Genomic DNA, 18,253 nt, shown 5'->3' with positions numbered 1-18,253 from the left:
AGATGATCGTATGATCACAAACAATCACGAGCGGATCACAGCGCAAAGGGGGCCGAGCCGCATGCTTGCTTCGGAGCGCCACGAGCTGATCCTGCGAAGCCTGCGCCGGCACGGCCGGCTGCGGGTGGCCGAGCTGGCTGCGGAGCTCGGCGTTTCCGCGATCACAGTACGCCGTGATCTCGCCGAGCTGGACGCCGCCGGAATGCTCCGCCGGGTGCACGGCGGCGCGGTAGGGACGGGCTCGGCCGGTGCGTCGACCCCGGGCAGCCAGCTGACCGTCGGCCTGGTCGTGCCCAGCTCGACGTTCTACTACACCGACGTGATCCGCGGCGCCGAAGCGATGGCCGACCGGTACGGCGCGCGCCTGGTGCTCGGCGTCTCCGGGTACGACGTACAGGTCGAGCAGGAGCGGATCGACAAGATCCTCGGCCTCGGCGTCGCTGGCCTGCTGCTCGCGACCGCGCTCGGGGACAACCGCGCCGCCGAAACCGGCCGCCGGCTCGACGCGATCGACGTACCCGTGGTCCTGATGGAACGCGCGTTCGGCTTCCCCGACGTGGTCAACGAGTACGACCACGTCCGGACCGACCACGCGTACGGCGCGATGCTCGCGCTGCGTCACCTGGTCTCGCTCGGTCACCGCCGGATCGGGATCAACCTGAACGCCAGCGTCACGGCGTACTGGCTGCGGAAGGGGATCGCGGAGGCGGCGACCGCGCTCGGCGTCGACGTGTTCGTCTCGCCGGTCGCGCTGCCCGCCCAGGGCGAGGATCCCGACACGATCGCCCAGCTCGACGCCTTCCTGGCCGAGTGCGAGTCCCACGGCGCCAGGGCTGTCCTGGTGCACTCCGACGAGCACGCCGCGCGCTTGGTCGAACGCGCGATGGAGCGCGGTCTCCGCGTTCCGGACGACCTGAGCGTGATCGCGTACAACGACGAGACCGCCGCGCTGGCCGTCGTACCGCTCACCGCCGTCTGCCCGCCGAAGCTCCAGCTCGGCCAGACCGCCTGCGAGCTGCTGCTGCGCCGCCTGAAAGCGGGACCGGGCCGGCCATCGGCCACCCAGCATCTGAGTCTCCTGCCGGAACTCCGCATCCGAGAGTCCTGCGGAGCGGCACCGGCGCGTGTCTCCTGACTCCCGCCTACTGCGCGGCACTCGGCACGGCACCTCGGAGCACTGGAGCAAAGCCCACGATGGAAAAACATCGAGGGCTTCACTCCAGCACTCCGAGCTACCGCACCGAGCACCTGCTCGCTACGGCGGGAGTCAGAAGACACGCCCCAGTTGATCGAATTTGATCATTCGAGCGCCAGGGTATTGACGGGGAAAGCCCTTTCCCATACTTTCGCTGCACTCGGTGCGCCGGTCGTGACTGGACTGGGAGCACACGGCAGCGAAGGAGTTCCCCTGTGAGACGTAGTGCTGGGTTGGCGGTGCTGGTGGCCGCGGTCGGACTGGTCGCGAGCGCTTGTGGCAACGGGGTGATCGACAAGAGTACGGACGGCGTCCCGCCGGCCGAGGCGACCGGGACGCTGCGGGTGCTGCTCCCGTCGTTCCCGGCCAGCAACGACGGCCGCAAGGAGTTCGCGAAGGTGGTGGCCGACTTCTCGAAGAAGTATCCGAAGATGAAGGTCGAGCCGGACTTCGCGACGTACAACAACCTGAACGAGAAGATCTCCACCTCGATCGCGGCCGGCATCCCGTACGACGTGATGGTGACCGGTGTCGGCTGGGTGCAGCCGTTCGCGGCCAAGCGGATCTTCGCCGATCTCGGCGACTTCGGGGTCACCCCGGACGTGATCAAGTCCAAGAGCGTCGGCGCGCTGATCCCGGCGGTCTCGTACCAGGACCGGATCTACGCCTACCCGTTGCTGGCCGACGCCCGCGCCGTGGCGTTGCGGATCAGTGCCTTCAAGGAGGCCGGTCTCGACCCGAACGACCCGCCGACCTCGCTGGCCGAGATCAAGGTCGCGGCCGAGAAGCTCACCAAGCGGGACAAGGACGGCAACATCACCCGCAGCGGTTTCGACCTGGCCGGCGCGACCAGTTTCCGGCAGCCGTTCGTCACCTTCCTGGCCTCGACCGGGACGCCGCTGTACATCAACCAAGAGCCGAACTTCAACAACGAAAAGGGTCTGGAGACCCTGAACTGGATCAAGTCGATGATCAACAACGTCCAGAAGTACGGGCAGCAGAACGCCGCCCAGCAGCCGCTGGTCTACAGCGGCGAGGCGGCGATGGGCATCGTCGGCGGGGCGATCGACTGCTCCGAGAAGGGCCTGGGCCAGGCGACCTGCGACGACCTGAAGTTCTTCCGCTTCAACAGCGGCAAGGAGATCGAGTACGTCGGTGGTGACCTCGCTTCGATCGGCTCGCGCAGCCGGCACAAGGAGGCGGGCTTCGCGTTCATCGAGTCGCTGACGCAGCCGGCCACCCTGGACGCGATGGCCAAGCTGAACAAGAAGCTTCCGGCGTACAAGGACGCGGCGAACTCGCCGCAGGCCAAGTCGAACCCGCTGAGCAAGTTCGTCGCCGAGGGTCTGCCGTTCGCGGTCAACGAGAACAGCCCGCCGTCGAACTGGCTGGAGATGCGGTTCAACTTCGACTCCCAGCTCACCCAGGCGGTCCTCGGTCAGAAGGATCCCGCCAAGGTGCTGGCCAACCTGGCAGGACAGTCCCGATGAGCGCGACCCTCGAACGTCCCAGCCCGACACTGGCCGGCCCGCGCACCGTTGCCCCAGGCAAGGACAGTCGCCGGCTGATCCGCAGCCAGTTGCGGGCCGGCTGGGTGCTGATCGCCCCGGCGCTGCTGCACTCGGGGATCTTCATCGTGATCCCGGTGGTGTTCGCGATCGCGCTGAGCTTCACCGACTACAGCTTCGGCGACTCCTGGGCCTGGGTCGGGTTCCAGAACTACTCCGACCTGTTCAACGACGCCGACTTCCGGGCCGCGTTGTGGAACACGATCCTGTACGCCGTCGTGGTGATCCCGATCTCGATGGCGATCTCGCTGTTCATCGCGCTCGGGCTGAACCAGAAGATCCGCGGCCTGGCGTTCTTCCGGACCGCGTTCTACATCCCGACCGTCACCGCGACGGTCGCGGTGGCGACGATCTGGCTGTGGATCTACAACCCCGGTTCGGGCCTGGCCAACGGGTTCCTGAGCCTGTTCGGCTTCGCGCCGAACTCCTGGCTGTCCGACCCGGGGACGGCGCTGCCGTCGCTGATGGTGGTCGGCATCTGGCAGGGCCTCGGGACGAAGATCATCATCTACCTGGCCGCCTTGCAGGGGGTGTCCCGCGACCTGCTGGAGTCGGCGTCCCTGGACGGCGCCGGCCGCTGGCAGAAGTTCGCGAACGTCACCTGGCCCGCGCTCGGTCCGGTCCAGTTCTTCGTCCTGATCACGTCGATCGTGGGCACCTTCCAGGTGTTCGACCTGGTCTACGTGATGACCAAGGGCGGTCCCGGCACCGAAACCACGGTGCTGGTGCTCGACATCTACCAGAACGCGTTCCAGGCACTCCGACTCGGCTACGCGTCCGCCGAGACGGTGATCATGATGATCCTGATCGCGGTCTTCATCGGTCTCGGACGCCTGCTGCAGAGGGCGGATGTCAATGACTAGCGCAACGGTGTCCGTGGTCGGCGAGACCAAGGAGTCGACCGTCCGGACCGGCCGGATCGTGCTGTACGTCGCGCTGACGGTCGGCGCGCTGCTGATGATCACGCCGTTCCTGTGGATGGTGCTGACGGCGTTCAAGAGCGAGCTGGAGATCACCAAGTTCTCCTGGCTGCCCGGCGAGCTGCGCTGGCACAACTTCGTCGAGGCGATGCAGACGGCGCCGTTCCTGCGCTACTTCCGCAACAGCCTGATCATCGCGGTCGGCGAGACGGCGTTCACGCTGGCGGTCTGTACGACGGCCGGCTACGCGCTGGCGAAGCTGCCGATCCGGGGCGCGAAGGCGCTGCTCAGCTACTTCATCCTGCTGCTGATGGTGCCGTTCCAGATCATCCTGGTGCCGCTGTTCCTGATCGTGAAGTCGATCCCGCTGTTCGGCGGCAACAACATCCTCGGCCAGGGCGGGATCGGCTGGCTGAACTCGTGGTGGGGACTCATCATCCCGCTCGGGGCGGCGCCGCTGTTCACCTTCCTGGCCCGGCAGTTCTACGTGTCGATCCCGAACGAGCTGGCCCAGGCGGCCCGGGTCGACGGGCTGGGCGAGTTCGGCATCTTCTGGCGGATCATGACGCCGCTGATCAAGCCGGCCCTGATCACCATCTGCGTGTTCCAGATCGAGGCGGCCTGGAACGGTTTCCTCTGGCCGCTGATGATCACCACGTCGGACGCGATGCGCCCGCTGCAGCTGGGACTGGCGATCTTCGCGCAGAACCCGGCCGAGGTGCAGTGGCCGTACCTGATGGCCGGTACGGCGCTGGCAACGCTGCCGATGATCGTGATGTTCGTCTTCGCCCAGAAGCGGTTCGTCGAGGGCATGGCGAACGTGGGCATCAAGGGCTAGACCCCGGACGAACGAAAGAGCCGCCGTCGACCCACCTGGTCGACGCCGGCTCTTTCGTGTGGTTCGCTCTCAGGCCCCCCTGGAGAGTTCCCCGTGTTCCCCCCTTGTTACTTCCCCCCATTTACTGCCCCCCGTTTCGGAAGGTGCCCCGTGCAGGTGCTCGCCCCGCCCCGGGCGAGCACCTGCTGGGGCCCCCTCCACAAACCGGTGATCCCGAAGAAGCACCGGAGCGTCCGCCCAAGCCCCCCAGCCAGGCCGCTCGAACCATTTATCGTCACAAGGTGAAGTGCGTTACACGTTTCCTCCACCTTTTTCCGGAAAATCCGGGAGTATTTCAGTCCGGACGCTCCGAAAAGGCGGAATTGTCGCCTTCCGAATACCACTGTTCACGGGCAGTGACGATCTGATTCGCCGGGAGCGCGAGTGGGCACCCGGTCCTCGATGCGAGTCCTCACCCTGAACGTGCAGAACGACGTGGGCGACCCACGGCGCTTCGCCCTGATCAACGCCGAGCTCCGCCGCCTGCGGCCGGACGTCGTCATGCTCCAGGAAGTTTGCTACGGCAGCCAACTCGCCGAGCTGCTCGACGGCACCGGCCTCGTCCACCGCACGCACCAGTCCGACGTACTGCCGAACCTCCCCGACCTCTTCCAGCACGACGGTACGGCGCTCGCAACGCGCCGCCCGCACCGCGTCACCGACGTACTGGAGAGCCCGAGCACCGACCCGCACTGGTGGACCCTCGCCGCCGTCGTCGACGACCAGTTCCTGGCCATCACCCCCACCACGCCGTGGCGCCTCGACCACGAGCACGCCCGCGAACGCCAGGCCCTCGACATCGCCACCCTGCACACCCGCCACGACCTGCCGACCGTCCTCGCCGGCGATTTCAACGCCACTCCGGACGCCGCCAGTATCCGATTCCTCTCCGGCCTTCAGTCGCTCGACGGCCGCAGCACGCACTTCCACGACGCCTGGACCGTGGCCGGCGACGGCCCCGGCCACACATGGACCACGGAGAACCCCTTGGCCCGCCAGGAGATCGCCACTCTGATCGGCCAGTCCAACCACCACCGGCGCATCGACTACATCTTCGCCACCGCCGCCACGATCACCTCAGCAACGCTCGTCGGCGTAAACCCGCCCCTGAGCGACCACTACGGCCTGACCGCCGACCTGGAACTGATCTAGCTCAGGTGGGTGTCGACGGCTCGGGTGACGAAGGTGTCGAGCTGGGCGTCGTCGAGGATCAGGTCGAGGGTCTTGGTGGCGCGGAGTACGGCGAGGCCGTGCAGGTTGGTCCACAGGCCGACGGTGCGTTCGGCGGCGTCGTCCGGGGTCACCGTGGCGACGATCCGCGTGAGCGACTCGAGCAGCGGCAGCGTCGTGGCCCGAAGGTTGCCTCCGGCACCTTCCAGCAGGTCGTGGCGGAAGATCAGCTCGAACATCGCGGGGCGTTCGGCGGCGAAGGCCAGGTAGCGCCGGCCGAGCTCGATCAGCTGGTCACGCGCCGCTGCGCCGTTGGCGGGCCCGGTCAGCCGCTCGGCGAGATCCGTCAGCCCCGTGGCCGCGATCGCTGCCAGCAAGGAGTTGTGGGTCGGGAAGTACCGCCGCGGCGCCCCGTGCGAGACCCCGACCCGTCGGGTGATCGCCCGCAACGACAACGGCGCGAGCCCCTCCTCCTCGAGCAGCTCGACGCCGGCCAGCACGAGCCGATCGCGCAACGGGGTCTCATCCACGTCGGCATTCTCCCTTAGGGAGAAGCCTGTTCTCCTGCGCCCCGCCATGCCGTACGATTCCTGACGTGACTGCCGGGTCGGCTTCGAGCCAAGTACGAGTAGGGTTCCCGGCCGCGTTCTGAGCGCGGCGAGGGCCGATCGCGGCCCGCCTGTTCCACCTGATCGGCGTGTGGGTTCTGCCGCGCCACCACTGATGGCTGTCCACAGCTGTACCCCCTCCCGCGCTCACTCGCGGGCCACTTCGTCATGCCCAAATCCGGAAAGGCTCTGAATGCCGAACGCTTTCACCGAACAAATCATCGAGGAGTTCCGCGCCAACCAAGGCCAGGTCGGCGGCCCGTTCGAGGGCGCCCGACTCCTCGTGCTCACCACCACCGGCGCCCGGAGCGGTCGCCCGCACACAGCGGTGCTCGGGTACTACCCCGATACCGGCGGTCGCGTCCTCGTCGTCGGCTCGGCCGGCGGCGGTCCCAAGCATCCCGACTGGTACCACAACCTGCTCGCCAACCCGCGCGTCACGATCGAGACCGGCGCCTTCACCTACGACGCCGAGGCGACCGTCCTGCAAGGCGCCGAACGTGACGAGACCTTCGCCCGACTGGTCGAGGCCGACGCGGGCTGGGGCGAGTACCAGCGCCAGACCACCCGGACTATCCCGGTCGTCGCGCTCACCCCGGTCGAGGCCGGCCCGCCGATGGCCTCCTCCTTCGGCGACTACCTACTGCTCGTTCACGGCGCCTTCCGCCGCGAACTCGCCTTGATCCGCAAGGAGATCGCGGCATCGTCGACCGCCGCGGTCGGTCTGGGCGCCCAGCTCCGGATCAACTGCCTCACCCTCTGCCAGGGCCTGCACAACCACCACACCGGCGAGAGCCTGGGCATGTTCCCGGCCCTGCTCGACCGCCACCCCGAACTGTCGGAGGAGATCGGCGCCCTGCAGGCCGACCACGACAAGATCGCCCTGCTGCTCGACGAGCTCCAGGAACTGATCGGCACCGGCCGCCCGGCCGACGTACTGCCCGAGGTCGACCGCCTGATCGCCGAGGTCACCACCCACCTCGACACCGAGGAGGCGATCCTCATCCCGCTGCTCTGATCGCCACCGCACCTGCAGGCCTTCAAAGCTCGATGATCCCTCCGGCCACGACAACCGCCGGAGGGATCGCTGAGAGTCAACGCAGGAACAGGTACCGGAAGGCCGCCTGCACGTTCGCGTCGGACGGGATGACCTGGAGGCTCGACGGCGGGTAGTCGAAGGCGGTCAGATAGGTCGAGTAGGTGATCCGGGCCGGGCAGTCCGGCCCGTCGATCTGGACGCGGGTGTTCGACACGATCCGCCCGGTGCGCAGCTCGTAGACCTTCACCGGCACGGCGACCTTGTGGAACGTCACGTCGGAGATGTTCTGTGGGTTCTTCTCGCTCCGGTAGGGACAGGTCCGCAGCGACGTCCCGTCCACCGCGTCCTCGGCGCAGACGATCACCACCGCGTTGCTGGCGTCACTGGCCCGCCAGGACGCCGGCAGCCGCTTCGTGTACTCGTCGTCGCCCTCGAACATCCCCGGGTTGAAACCGCCCGCGTACGGCCGGGCGCCGCTGTACCGCGCCGGGTTCGAGCAGTACGAGTTGGTGGCCAGCAGGTTGCGCACGTTGGTCAGCTCGATCGCCAGCGTGGCCTGCCGGATCCCCGCCTGCGCCTTCGCCACCCCCGAGTCCTTCGGGTACTGCGTCACCAGTTGCTGGTACGACGTACGCGCCGCGTCCCAGCTCTTCTGCCCCATCAGCCGATCCGCACAACCGAGGATCGCCGCAGGCGCGGTCTTCGTCACTGTCGCCTTCGACTGGTCCAGCACGTTGTTGGTCGCCTCACGCTGCCGCAGCCAGTCGGTCACCCGGACCGTCCGGCACGGGTCCTCCAGCGGCAGATCGTCGAGCCAGCCCTTCAGTGTCACGTCGACGGTCTTGTCGTGCCCCGGCTCGGCCAGCACCGAACCGAGCGTGTCGAACCCGTCCTCCAGCGCGGTGTTGTCACCGGTCAGCCCGGTCGCGAGTACAGCCTTCGCGTCGTCCAGGCGACCGCACAGCTGGACCTCCGCGTCGCCCTTCTCGGTCCCCGGCGCGTCGACGATCCGGTGCCCGAGCCACAGCTCCTCCTGCGCAGCGGTGAGCTTGGAGCAGTCCCCGGCCTCGCGCGCGTCCGACACCTTGCCCGCGATCCGGCTCGCGTCGTACCGGACGAGCCCGATCGCCAGCAGCACAGGGATCGTGATGCCGAGCGCGACCAGCCGCTTGGTCAGATCCGACTCCTTCTGCGGTGCTCTGTGGGCGAGGAACCAGCCGTGGACGACGACGAGCACCCACCAGACGGCCAGCGCGATCTCGCACCAGGTCTGCTTCAGCACCAGCAGGAAGATCAGCAACGCACCGACGACCATCAGGTTGACGATCGCGAGCACCCAGCGCTTCATCAGCACGTACCCGACCCCGAGCAGCGAGGCGTTCCCCACCGCGACCGCCAGCGGGTCGGCCTTCGGAGCGAGAGGTGGAGGCGGCTGGGGTGGTGGCGGCTGCCAGGCGTATTGCGGCGTGTAACTCATGGCGGTCCCTCTCCCCAGCACCAGGTCTCGTCACAGTCAGTGTGCGGCTTTTGACGCGGGTTAAACCCGGGTGTCAGGGACCTGCCACGGGAGCGGTGACGCCGTCGCGACACCGGTGACGCCGTGCTGACACCGTTCGGACGCTGTCGCGGCGCCGGGCGCTGATTCGCTGTGGTCATCAAGCAGGACCGTCGAAAAGGAGTCAGGCATGAGGAAGATGATGATGAGTGTCGCGGCGATCGGGATGCTCGTCGTACCGGTGGTCGGTGCCGGATCAGCCGCGGCGGCGGTCACGCCGGACGACGCTGCCCAGCCGGCCGCGAAGGTGGCCCAGGGGCCGAGCAAGCTCGACGGCTACTGGTGCGACCAGAGCGGCATCGGTACCGAGAACGCCTACGTCACCTGCCACAACGAGACCGATCAGGCCCGGTACGCGCACTTCCACGTCGACTGCTGGGCGCTCGGTGACAACGACACCGACCAGACCAAGTGGGTCGGACCGTGGGGCTCGGTGAGCTTCAACCACTACTGCTGGTCGCACGCCCAGAGCATCGAGGGCTACTTCCAGTAGGCACCTTGTCTGCGGGCGGCCAGGGACACCACGTCCCTGGCCGTTCGGCTTCGCTGGTCACGCCGGGTCAAACCCACGGCGTACGCGCGCACCAGTTGGTGGAACTCGTACCGCCGCGCGCCGGCCCGGCAGAGCAGGTGCTGATCGGCCAGGCTGTCCAGCACCGAGCCGGCGGCGTGCGGTGAAGTCCCCAGCAGTCCGGCAGCGGCAGAGCAGTCGAACGTGTCGTACAGGTGCAGGCCGAGCAACTGGAACGCCTTCGCGACCTCCGGAGCGAGCGTCTCGTAGGACCGGGCGAAGACGGCGCGCAGGTCGCCGCTCTCATCGCCGACCGCCAGCGCCTCCACACGGCGCGGCAGGTCGCGGAGGTCGTCCATCACCAGGTCCAGGTCGTCCTCCTCCGACCGCGCGGCCGCGATCGACAGGGCGAGCGGGACATGACCGCAGAGATCCGCGAGCTCCTCGACGGCTCCGTCGCGGGCCTGCCAGTCGGGCAGTCTCCGCCGCAGGAACTCCTGGGACTCCTCGGCCGCCAGTTGGCCGAGGGCGATCCGGTGGGCGCCGTCCCGTACGGCGAGGCCGCGCAACTCGTTGCGACTGGTCACCACGGCCAGCGAGCCCGAGCCGGGGATGAGCGGGCGGACGTGGTCGGCGTCGAGCGCGTTGTCCAGCACGATCAGGCAGCGGCGATCCGCCAGTACGGACCGCAGAATCGAGGAACGGGCGTCGACGTCGTCGGGGATCTGCTCCTCGGTGTGGCCGAGACCGAGCAGCAGGCTGCGCAGCGCCGCGCCGGCGTCGATCAGTTCGCCCGGTCCGAACCCCTGGAGGTCGATGAAGAGCTGACCGTCCGGGAAGGTCGCACGCTGCCGATGCGCCCAGTGGAGCGCCAGGGTGGTCTTTCCGATCCCACCGAGGCCGTGCAGTACGACGATCGCCGACTCGGGTGCCTCCTGCCGGAGGTCATCGAGGGCTTGCAGTTCGTTGGCGCGTCCGACGAACACTCCCCGCGCGGCCGGCAACTGCTGCGGGGCTACGTGCACCGCGGCTCCATCAGAGCTGACGATCTGGTCCGACGACGGCGGCGGCTGCGTGCGGTCGTGGTGCTCATCCTCACCGATGGTCGCTGCTGCGCTTTCACTCTGCAGCAGTACGCCGTGCTGGCGCTTCAGCTCCGGCCCGGGATCGACCCCGAGCTCGTCCGCCAGCAGTACCCGCACGGTCTCGTAGCATCCGAGTGCCTCTGCCGAACGCCCACTGCGCTGCAAGGCCAGCAGCAGCCGCGACCACAACGCCTCCCGCAACGGGAACCGCGCCGTCAACTCCCGCAGGTCGGCCACCACCGCGCCGTATCGCCCGGCCGAGATCTCTGCGTCGACCCACCGTTCCTGAGCTCCGAGGTAGAGCTCGACCATCCGCTCGGCCTCGACCTCGTCGAGCCACGCCGACCCCACGCCCTCGAACGGCGTCCCCCGCCACAGGGCCAACGCGTCGGCCAGCAGCCTCCGCCGGCCTTCCTCGTCCGATTCCGTGGCGACCTCGGAAATCAACCGCCGGAACCGCACCACGTCGACGTCGGCAGGGTTGATGTCCAGCCGATATCCACCCGCCTCGGTGTGGATGCGTGAATTCCCCAGTAGTCGCCGCAGTCGCACGATCTGCGTCTGCACGCTTTTCCGCACGTGGACCGGCAGGTCGTGGTCACTCCAGACGCCACGGGCCACCCGCTCCACCGACACCGGCCTCCCGACCTCGACCGCCAGCATCGCAAGCACGGCCCGAAGCCGGCCTCCGACCTCGACCTCGCACCCGCCCCGCCGTACGACCAGCGGCCCGAGCAACCCGATCTCGACGCGATCCGTCCCCTCCATCTGCCCTCCCCGAGACCCGGCCCGGAGCGGGGACCGTAGCGGTCAGTAAGCAATCGCTCACGAATCTAGGTCCTGGGTGCCACTCAAGCAAACAATTGCATTGTCGTGGAACTCCGCGTCCACTCCCTATCAGGCAGCTCTGCCCCAACGGGCAAATTCCCTGAAATCCTTTACAGGTAGGTCAGGTGCGCCCGACCCAGGTGGCGATGCACACTTCGTTGCCCTCAGCATCAGCCAGCACCCACCACTTGGGCGCGTGCTCGTCCGACACCAACCGCCCACCCGCCGCCAACGCCGCGGCGACCCGCTCCTCCGCCAGCTCGTGCGGCACCGCGACGTCGAGGTGCATCCGGTTCCGGCCACCCCGAGCCACGTCCATCTGCTGCAACCCGAACCCCGGCCCCCGCCGTACCGGATCGAACAGGTAGTCCTCCCCAAGCTGTCCGTACCCCAGCACAGCGCGCCAGAACGGCAACACCGCTTCCCCTGTGAGCGCATCCAGCGTCACGTTCACCAGCTGCACGGCGCTCGGATCCGCGGCAAGCCCCAGCTCAGTCGCAACTGCGGAGATCCGCCGAGCCGCATCAACATCCCGCCGCCCCAACGAAACAGTCACTCCGTCGGCCCGCAGATCAACCCTGACTTGCTTCTCCGCGGTTCCTACGACCCGCCCGATGCCCTCGAGGAGCGCAATCCCCTCGCTCAAGGAATCAGTCCTGAAATGCGCCGACACCAGGTGGTAGAGCGACCGCCAGTCCTCCACCCCGCCCGCCGCATGAAACTCCCGAGCCGACACCATGCCGGCGAACCTAACACCACCCGTTCCCGCGGTCGCCCGACTCAGTTTCCGGCGGGGCTCAGGCTTCGGTCGAACTCAGGATGTGCTCGAGTGTCCGGCGACCCAACCTGCTCATCGCCGGATTGCTCTCGACGTAGTACCAAACCAGCCCCATCGCCTGCTCGAACGCCCACGCCTTACCGCGTTCCCACTCGAGATCGTTCGACCCCAACGCCCGCCGAAGCACCTGCCGCGGGCCTGCCTGCAGCAGGTGCCAGGCACTCACCAGATCCAGCGCAGGATCGGCCGGTCCAAACCCGCCGGCGTCGAGCACTCCACTGAGCCGCCCACCCGCAACCAGCACATTGCCCGGAATCAGATCACCGTGGCTCATCACATCGCCCCCCTCACGAGGCAACTCCCGCAGCCGCCCCCACACCTCACGCAGCCGCGGCACATCAAGCAGCCCCTCGCTCTGCTGGAAGCACTCCTCCATCCACTCGTCGTGATCCGTCAGCACGCCCCCACGCCCGCCGCCGCTGAACCGCCGCCCCCTCGTATCCGCCTTCCGAAGCGCAGCAATCAAGGTCGCCAGATCCTCCGCAAACCCCTCCGACCCACTCGGATCGGCCTCCGTAGCGATCGTCCCCGGCAACCACGTCTGCACCGACCACGGCATCGGGTAACCCACCCCCGGCTCGCCCAGAGCCACAGGCTCCGGAGTAGGGAACGGAGACACCCTCACCAACTCCGCACTAGCCGCAGCCTCCCGCTCCAAAACCGCCCGCACCTCAGCAACCTCACCCAGCCGCAACGGAAACCGCGCCGAAAGCCCGTCCCCAATCCGAAAGATCGCATTGACAGTCCCGTCCGACCGAACCAGCCGAACCTTCTCCCCACCCCACTGCGGAAACTGCTCCCGAACCAACCCCGCCACCGTCTCCACGGTCACGCTCACCTGATCGTCATGCATCGCCACCTCCGCCACATCCACCCCGCCATGCTCCCCGGTCGCGAGGTCGCCCGCAGCCCGTTTTCACCGCGCTCGGCTCGGGGGTGACCACCCGCTTCCCGCCGCTCGCGGCGCCCGCGTCGGTGGCGGCCCCCGCTTCCCGCCGCGCGCGTCGGAGGGCCGCCGCCCGCCTCCGAGGTGAGCACCCGCTTCGCCGTCTGCAGGCTGCCGCCGAGGTGACCACTCGGTTCCCCGCTGCCCGCGTGACCACCCATGTCCCCGCCGCAGCCCGCCGCCGAGATGACGACCGGTTCCCCGGCGCCCCCTGCCCGCATCGCGGGAGGGGAGACCACCCGCCTCCCGCAGTTCGCCGCCCGCTGCCGAGGTGACCACCCGTTCTCCGCTCGCCTGCTGCTGACCTGGCCACCCGTTTCCCCACCCCCACGGCCCACCGCCGGGATGACCGCCCGGCTTACCGCCGCCCGGCGATTCCACCTGCTGTCGCCGTTCCCAGCGGCCGCAACGTGAGCGACTCAGTCCGCGCGGGAATTGGTCGCGTCACCGCACGGGCGACCCAGACCAGCCCGTACGTCGCACTGTCGTTGCTCCCCGCAAACACAAGGCGCACAGCAGGCCGTCCCCGACACAGCGCGGGCAGAGAGCACGTGAACACAGGCGCGGGAGAGTACGTGCCAGCGCGGACCTCGTCAGGCGGGGTCAGCAGGCTGCTGTCGATGGGAGCCGAGGACGAAGCCCGGGCAGAACACACGGACGCGAAGGACGAAGCGGCGGGCGTCCTATCGACGGCGTCGAGGCCCCTGAGACGAAAATCGAGACGAAACGACTGTGGGGCGATCCCCTGACCGGGAACCGCCCCACACCGTGTTCGTTCTCCACGAGCGACCACATATTGCCCTGACCAGCGGAAACACCGGTCAATCGGGCCCCTCGGAGAGTGGCGGAGGATACGAGATTCGAACTCGTGAGGGGTTGCCCCCAACACGCTTTCCAAGCGTGCGCCCTAGGCCTCTAGGCGAATCCTCCAAGCGGAGAGGATACGCGAGCGGGGCGGGCAGGGGGAAATCGGGGGTCGGGAGGTCGGTGGCGGCGCGGGGCGGGCGCGTTCCGTCCAGCGCCTCCGGGTAGGTGGTCGCCTTCATAGGCGGCGGTCGGCGGTCGACTGGTGTCGGGAGTCGGTCGCGTCGGTGGGGCCGGGGAGAGACGTACTCCGCCTTCGGCAGTCGGACCGGGACTGCTGTCGACCACGGCGGACCTGGACAACCCGATCGGTTTCGCTCAGCAGACCAGTGGTCGGGGTGAGGAGCGCCTCGCCTTCGATGGCCGGGCGGTGTTTACGAGTGCTGGTCGATAGTCCTGGGTGCGTCGGTGGTCGGCAGGACGGGTGTGCTGAAAACGGGAGGTTGGGGAGCGGGGGTGGGCTTTAGGGTCGGGGGATGAGTGGAGTGCCTGATCCTGACGTCCTGCGGCCGGTGGTGGGGGCTGAGCGGGTGGTTTTGCTGAAGCCTTTGGTGCAGTCGGAGTTGATTGAGGTGGGGGAGTACACCTACTACGACGACCCGGATGATCCGGAAGCGTTCGAGGCTCGGAACGTGCTGTATCACTACGGGCCGGAGAAGTTGCGGATCGGGAAGTACTGCGCGCTGGGGACCGGTACGACGTTTGTGATGAACGGGGCGAACCACAGGATGGACGGGCCTTCGACGTACCCGTTTCCGATTATGGGCGGGGCCTGGGCCGAGCACTTCGGGCTGATCACGGGGTTGCCGGGGCGTGGGGACACGGTGGTGGGGAACGACGTGTGGTTCGGGCTGGACGCGAAGGTGATGCCGGGCGTGCGGATCGGGCACGGGGCGGTCGTCGCTGCGGGGGCCGTGGTGGTTGATGACGTGCCCGACTACGCGATCGTCGGTGGGAATCCGGCGAAGGTGATTCGGCGGCGGTTCAGTGATGAGGACGTCGAGCGGCTGCTGGCGATCGCTTGGTGGGACTGGCCGGCTGAGCTGGTCACCGAGCACGTTCCGGCGATCATGGCCGGGAGCGTCGACGAGTTGGAGGCCGTGTGGAAATCCGTCCGATAGATCCGGCTGACGTTGACGCTGTTCAGTCCTTGATCGAGTCAGACCCCGGGTACACCGAGCGGATCACGGGGTATCCGCCCGGGCCGGCGGATGCGCAGAGTCTGTTGATGATGCGCCCGGAGGGACTGGCGGAGGACGCGAAGGTCGTGCTTGGCGCCTTCGAGGGCGGCGAACTGGTTGCGGTGGTCGATCTGCTGCGCGGTTACCCGGACCCGTCGTACGCGTTCATCGGGCTTCTCCAGGTCCGCGGCGATCGCCACGGGCGCGGGATCGGCGGTACGACGTACGGGCTGGTCGAACGGTACGTCGCGGACGAGTGGCCGGAGGTGCGGCGGCTTCGGCTGGCGGTGGTCGACACGAACGCCGAGGTGGCCGCGCCATTCTGGGTCCGGCAGGGGTTCGAGGCGACGGGGGAGGTCAAGCCGTACCGGTACGACAAGCTGACGTCGAGCACCCGGCTGTACGAGAAGGCGCTCTGCTGGGGTCACCCGCACCTTGCCGTACGGGACTCGGGGATCGCTGGGCAAGGATTGTTCGCCACGGCGCCGATCGCTGCGGGTGAGGTCGTGTCGGTACTGGCTGGGCGCAAGGTGTCGACGGCTGAGCTGACCGAGCTGCTCGAGCACCCGCCGGTGGACACAATCACGCTCGCGGAAGATCTGCACCTGGTACTGCCGAACGACCCGCGGCCGGTCATTGCGTACGGCAACCACAGCTGCGACCCGAACACCTGGTGGACCGACGCTGTCACCCTGACCGCTCGCCGAGACCTCGCTCCTGGGGACGAGCTGACCAGCGACTACGGCACGAGCACGGGCGTTCCGGACTGGCAGATGAATTGCTCGTGCGGCTCGGCGCTGTGCCGCGGGATCGTCACCGGCTCGGACTGGCAACGCCCCGAACTGCAGGAGCGGTACGGCCACCACTGGATCCCTGAGCTACTCGCTCGCCAGAAGCGCTAGGTGCGCACGGCTCCTGCTCCAGCAAGTACGACCGGCCATCGCTGTGGCGCCCGGCGCCGATCGGGCTGGGCGGCCGGACGGGTGACTTCGAGGCGTCATCACCGACGGCCGTCAGAGCAGGGCGGGGGCCAAGGCTCGCCATTGGTCGGTTGGTTGGGGGCCTGTGACGCCGGTGATGACGTTGATGGCGACGTGGTCGGCGCCCGCGGCCAGGTGTTTGTGGAGGCTGTCGGCGATTTGGTTCGGAGTGCCCCACGCGGCCAGGGCGTCGACCATGTGGTCCGGGAGGGTGGCGAAGTCGTCGTCGGTGAAGCCCATGCGGCGGAGGTTGGCGGCGTAGCCGGGCAGGCCGGTGAAGAAGCTGAGGGTGTCGCGGGCGATTCCGCGGGCCCGCGAGGCGTCGGGCTCGACGACCACCAGGTGGCTGACTGCGAGCAACTTGTCGTCGCCCAGGATGGCCCGTGCCTCGGCGGTGTAGTCCGCGGTCACCAGGAACGGATACGCGCCGGCAGTCCGCTCGGCTGCCAGCTTCAGCATCCGCGGCCCGAGGGCGGCGAGCAGGCGATGCTGTGCCGGGACGCCGACCGGCTGAGGGGCGTCCGGCCTGCCGAGCGACTGCTGTTCGTCCGACCCGCCGGGGGGCTGTTGCTCACCCGGTACGCCGTCGAGTTGGTCGAGGTACTCCTCGAGCGCGGCCAAGGGACGTGGCCCGTGCGCCCCGCCGAGGCCGACCGTGAACCGGCCGGGCGTCTGCGCCTCGATCGCGGCGTACGTCGCTGCCACGTCCTCGGCCGGATAGGTGTCGACCGACAGGATGCCGCTGACGTACCTGATCGTGTTCGTCGCCTCGACCAGGTCCCTGATGGTCTGAAGTCCTGGAAGCGGTCCGCCGGAGAGCCAGATCGCTGGATAGCCCAGGTCTTCGGCGATCCGGGCCGCGTCGAGCGATTCCGGTGAACTGGTCAACCCGGTGGTGATCCCGAACGATCCGAACGACGGCTTGTTCACGTGACCCACCTTAGGTCGCCCGCCAACTGCTCACGCGGGGCATGTGGATGGGGAGACTCATCGGTTTCGGCGACAGGGAGGACGCACCTGGCCGGGGCCGGACATAAGGATTCCCCGCGCACCCGGAAGAGCTCACTTACCCTTGCTGCCTTCCGGCCCTGGGGGAGTTGGGCGAGATACCGCCACGCGGGGAACCAGCCAAGAGTGTACGGGATCGTCGCCGCGGATCGAGAATCGGCTCCGGCACCGGCTCCCGCCGGGGGTGGAGAAGGGGTGCCGGAAGCCGACTTGGATACTGGACTCCAGGATTCGACCGGTGAGGGAGATCGATGAGCGAGGACCGTCGCTACCTGCAGGAACTGATCATCGCCGAGCTCGGGGTGTCCCCCTCGTTCGATGCGGACCTCGAGATCGAGCGACGGATCGGCTTCCTGGTCGACCGGCTGCGGCTGGCCCGCTCCTCGGCGTACGTGCTGGGGATCAGCGGCGGTGTCGACTCGAGCACGGCTGGGCGGCTGTGCCAGCTGGCCGTCGAGCGGGTTCGGGCCGACGGTGGTGACGCGAGCTTCGTCGCGATGCGGCTCCCGTACGGCGTGCAGCACGACGAGGACGACGCGCAGCGGGCGCTCGAGTTCATCAAGCCGGACGAGACGCTGACCGTCGACATCAAGCCGGCCACCGACGCGATGGTCGAATCGGTCGCTCACGCGGGCCTCGGCGACCGGGTCGACTTCCACACCGGCAACATCAAGGCGCGCCAGCGGATGATCGCCCAGTACGCCGTCGCCGGCGCGCGCGGCGGTCTCGTCGTCGGCACCGACCACGCCGCGGAGGCGGTGATGGGCTTCTTCACCAAGTACGGCGACGGCGCCTGCGACCTGACGCCGCTGTCCGGCCTCACCAAGCGCCGGGTCCGTGCCCTGGGCGAACGCCTCGGCGCCTCCCCGGAAATCACCGGCAAGGTCCCGACCGCCGATCTCGAGTCCGACCGGCCCGGCGTACCGGACGAGACCGTGCTCGGGGTCACCTACGACCAGATCGACAACTTCCTCGAAGGCCAGGAGATCGAGCCCGAGGCGGCCGAGACCATCATCGGCTACCACCGCCGCACGATTCACAAGCGCGCCGTCCCGATCGCCGTCTGAGGCCTGCGGGCGG

General features: G+C 68.3%; 16 protein-coding genes, 1 tRNA gene and 1 other RNA gene. 10 read left to right on the top strand and 8 right to left on the bottom strand.

The genetic code is table 11. From position 1 onward, the window contains the following. The first annotated feature begins 61 nt into the window (after window positions 1-61). The 5 genes from ABD235_RS21965 to ABD235_RS21945 all read left to right on the top strand — a co-directional run bounded on the left by ABD235_RS21965 (window position 62) and on the right by ABD235_RS21945 (window position 5,712). On the top strand, window positions 62-1,135 hold the full coding sequence (locus ABD235_RS21965) for a substrate-binding domain-containing protein (protein ID WP_344176920.1): 1,074 nt from the start codon (window positions 62-64) through the stop codon (window positions 1,133-1,135). Between the two features lie 275 nt (window positions 1,136-1,410). Further along, window positions 1,411-2,685, top strand: a complete 1,275-nt coding sequence (locus ABD235_RS21960; protein WP_344176918.1) for an extracellular solute-binding protein — start codon at window positions 1,411-1,413, stop codon at window positions 2,683-2,685. Next, the gene (locus ABD235_RS21955) at window positions 2,682-3,626 is read left to right on the top strand and encodes a carbohydrate ABC transporter permease (RefSeq protein WP_344176915.1); all 945 of its coding nucleotides are present in this window, start codon (window positions 2,682-2,684) and stop codon (window positions 3,624-3,626) included. Before ABD235_RS21960 ends, ABD235_RS21955 begins: the two co-directional genes overlap by 4 nt. Further along, on the top strand, window positions 3,619-4,521 hold the full coding sequence (locus ABD235_RS21950; RefSeq protein WP_344176913.1) for a carbohydrate ABC transporter permease: 903 nt from the start codon (window positions 3,619-3,621) through the stop codon (window positions 4,519-4,521). Before ABD235_RS21955 ends, ABD235_RS21950 begins: the two co-directional genes overlap by 8 nt. Window positions 4,522-4,962: 441 nt before the next feature. Next, on the top strand, window positions 4,963-5,712 hold the full coding sequence (locus ABD235_RS21945) for an endonuclease/exonuclease/phosphatase family protein (RefSeq protein WP_344176911.1): 750 nt from the start codon (window positions 4,963-4,965) through the stop codon (window positions 5,710-5,712). On the opposite strand, the gene ABD235_RS21940 is transcribed toward ABD235_RS21945, so the two are convergent. Continuing rightward, entirely contained in the window at window positions 5,709-6,260 is a 552-nt protein-coding gene (locus tag ABD235_RS21940) for a TetR/AcrR family transcriptional regulator (protein WP_344176909.1), read from the bottom strand. The genes ABD235_RS21945 and ABD235_RS21940 overlap by 4 nt on opposite strands. A 271-nt stretch (window positions 6,261-6,531) precedes the next feature. Between ABD235_RS21940 and ABD235_RS21935 the strand changes: the two genes are divergently transcribed. After that, a complete protein-coding gene (locus tag ABD235_RS21935) occupies window positions 6,532-7,356 on the top strand; it encodes a nitroreductase/quinone reductase family protein (protein ID WP_344176907.1) in 825 nt (274 codons plus the stop codon). Between the two features lie 76 nt (window positions 7,357-7,432). Here ABD235_RS21935 and ABD235_RS21930 read toward each other — a convergent pair whose 3' ends face one another. After that, complete coding sequence (locus ABD235_RS21930) at window positions 7,433-8,854, bottom strand: tol-pal system YbgF family protein (protein ID WP_344176905.1); 1,422 nt, start codon at window positions 8,852-8,854, stop codon at window positions 7,433-7,435. A gap of 208 nt (window positions 8,855-9,062) precedes the next feature. On the opposite strand from ABD235_RS21930, the gene ABD235_RS21925 reads away from it, so the two are divergent. Next, window positions 9,063-9,425: a hypothetical protein gene (locus ABD235_RS21925; RefSeq protein ID WP_344176903.1), complete on the top strand. Its 363-nt coding sequence runs from the start codon at window positions 9,063-9,065 to the stop codon at window positions 9,423-9,425. Here ABD235_RS21925 and ABD235_RS21920 read toward each other — a convergent pair. The 4 genes from ABD235_RS21920 to ABD235_RS21905 form a co-directional block, all read right to left on the bottom strand. After that, window positions 9,413-11,296, bottom strand: coding sequence for an AfsR/SARP family transcriptional regulator (locus ABD235_RS21920; RefSeq protein WP_344176900.1), 1,884 nt, complete (start codon window positions 11,294-11,296; stop codon window positions 9,413-9,415). The two genes, ABD235_RS21925 and ABD235_RS21920, sit on opposite strands and share 13 nt — an antisense overlap. Before the next feature lie 181 nt (window positions 11,297-11,477). Next, a complete protein-coding gene (locus tag ABD235_RS21915; RefSeq protein ID WP_344176898.1) occupies window positions 11,478-11,819 on the bottom strand; it encodes a VOC family protein in 342 nt (113 codons plus the stop codon). A 334-nt stretch (window positions 11,820-12,153) separates the two neighbouring features. Beyond that, window positions 12,154-13,047, bottom strand: coding sequence for an aminoglycoside phosphotransferase family protein (locus ABD235_RS21910; protein WP_344176896.1), 894 nt, complete (start codon window positions 13,045-13,047; stop codon window positions 12,154-12,156). Window positions 13,048-13,982: 935 nt separating this feature from the next. Then, a tRNA-Ser gene (locus ABD235_RS21905) sits at window positions 13,983-14,070 on the bottom strand. 410 nt (window positions 14,071-14,480) lie between these two features. Here ABD235_RS21905 and ABD235_RS21900 point away from each other — a divergent pair. Continuing rightward, window positions 14,481-15,125, top strand: coding sequence for a CatB-related O-acetyltransferase (locus tag ABD235_RS21900; RefSeq protein WP_344176893.1), 645 nt, complete (start codon window positions 14,481-14,483; stop codon window positions 15,123-15,125). Window positions 15,126-15,232: 107 nt separating this feature from the next. After that, window positions 15,233-16,087, top strand: coding sequence for a GNAT family N-acetyltransferase (locus ABD235_RS21895; RefSeq protein WP_344176891.1), 855 nt, complete (start codon window positions 15,233-15,235; stop codon window positions 16,085-16,087). A 111-nt stretch (window positions 16,088-16,198) separates the two neighbouring features. Here ABD235_RS21895 and ABD235_RS21890 read toward each other — a convergent pair whose 3' ends face one another. Beyond that, a complete protein-coding gene (locus tag ABD235_RS21890; protein WP_344176889.1) occupies window positions 16,199-17,095 on the bottom strand; it encodes a TIGR03620 family F420-dependent LLM class oxidoreductase in 897 nt (298 codons plus the stop codon). Between the two features lie 102 nt (window positions 17,096-17,197). After that, window positions 17,198-17,294: signal recognition particle sRNA small type (ffs, locus tag ABD235_RS21885), an RNA gene on the bottom strand. Between the two features lie 130 nt (window positions 17,295-17,424). Here ffs and nadE point away from each other — a divergent pair. Further along, on the top strand, window positions 17,425-18,240 hold the full coding sequence (gene nadE, locus ABD235_RS21880) for an ammonia-dependent NAD(+) synthetase (protein ID WP_344176887.1): 816 nt from the start codon (window positions 17,425-17,427) through the stop codon (window positions 18,238-18,240). Window positions 18,241-18,253 lie beyond the last annotated feature (13 nt).

Origin of the sequence: Kribbella lupini (genome assembly GCF_039529595.1) — a bacterium.
Lineage (GTDB): Bacteria > Actinomycetota > Actinomycetes > Propionibacteriales > Kribbellaceae > Kribbella > Kribbella lupini.
Note: the sequence above shows the minus strand (reverse complement) of the source record. Positions and strands in the feature narration are given on the sequence as shown.